Genomic DNA, 1187 nt, shown 5'->3' with positions numbered 1-1187 from the left:
CAAATGCACCGCTATGCGAAGCAGCGGTGCGCCAGGGCCCGGCGGCGGCTGCTGGCCGGATGCCGGGCGGCGCTGCGGCGTAAAGCGTGTCCCGCCAATCCGCGTAAGCGGAAGGGACGACAAGCGGCTATCCGCACTAGCCCCGCTTAGCAAGTTCAAACCAAACTCCGTTACGCCGAGCTTGCGGGTGGCCGGAGGGCGGGCCCTCCGGGGTCCCCCTTGGCAAGGGGGATTTAGGGGGATGGACCCACGATTTAGGGGGATGGCCATCTTAGCAGCCGCACCCTTCCTTCTCCGCCCCGCCAAAATCAACCTGAGTCGGATAATCGTTATCGAAACAGGACAGGCACAGCCCGCCTTTGTATTCTCTGCCGCTCAGACCGCCGATGGACTGGATCAGTCCTTCCGGCGACAGGAACGCCAGTGAATCCGCGTTGATCTCGCGGCGGATTTCTTCGATGGACTGATGCGAAGCAATCAGCTCGCGGCGGTCCGGCGTGTCAATGCCATAGAAGCACGGGTTCTTGAAAGGCGGCGACGTGATGCGCACATGCACCTCGGTCGCGCCCGCTTCGCGCAGCAGATTAACGATCCGGCGCGAAGTCGTGCCCCGCACGATGGAGTCGTCGATCATGACGACGCGCTGGCCTTCCACGACGCGGCGGACGGCGCTGAGCTTCATTTTGACGCCCTGCTCGCGCAGCTCCTGGCTCGGCTGGATGAACGTCCGGCCGGTGTACTTGTTCTTGATCAGCCCAAGCTCGTATGGGATGCCGGTCTGCTCCGCATAGCCGATCGCGGCGGAGATACTGGAATCCGGTACGCCGGTTACGATGTCGGCGTCGACAAAGCCTTCAAGCGCGAGCCGGCTGCCCATCCGCTTGCGGGCGGCGTGCAGGTTGGCCCCGTTCATGTCGCTGTCCGGCCGGGCGAAATAAATATACTCCATGGCGCACAGCGCTTTGCGCTGCGGCTCGGCGAACCGGTCCTCGGTCAAGCCGTCCTTGTCCAGAATCAGCAGCTCGCCCGGCGTAATGTCGCGGACAAGCTCCGCGCCGATTGTCTCCAGCGCGCATGATTCCGAAGCGAAGATATACGCTTCCCCAACGCGCCCCATCACGAGCGGACGGAGGCCGTTCGGGTCGGAAGCGACCAGCAGCTTGTCGTTGGTCATCAGCAGGAAAGCA

The 1187-nt window shown here is 63.4% G+C and carries 1 protein-coding gene; it reads right to left on the bottom strand.

The genetic code is table 11. The features are described from left to right. Nucleotides 1-271 precede the first annotated feature (271 nt). On the bottom strand, nt 272-1187 hold a 916-nt coding region (locus L691_RS0122015; RefSeq protein ID WP_025692469.1), incomplete at its 5' end, for an amidophosphoribosyltransferase.

It is taken from the genome of Paenibacillus zanthoxyli JH29, assembly GCF_000520715.1.
Lineage (GTDB): Bacteria > Bacillota > Bacilli > Paenibacillales > Paenibacillaceae > Paenibacillus_AQ > Paenibacillus_AQ zanthoxyli.
The sequence above is the reverse complement of the archived record's forward strand: the minus strand, read 5'-3'. Positions and strand labels throughout refer to the sequence as shown.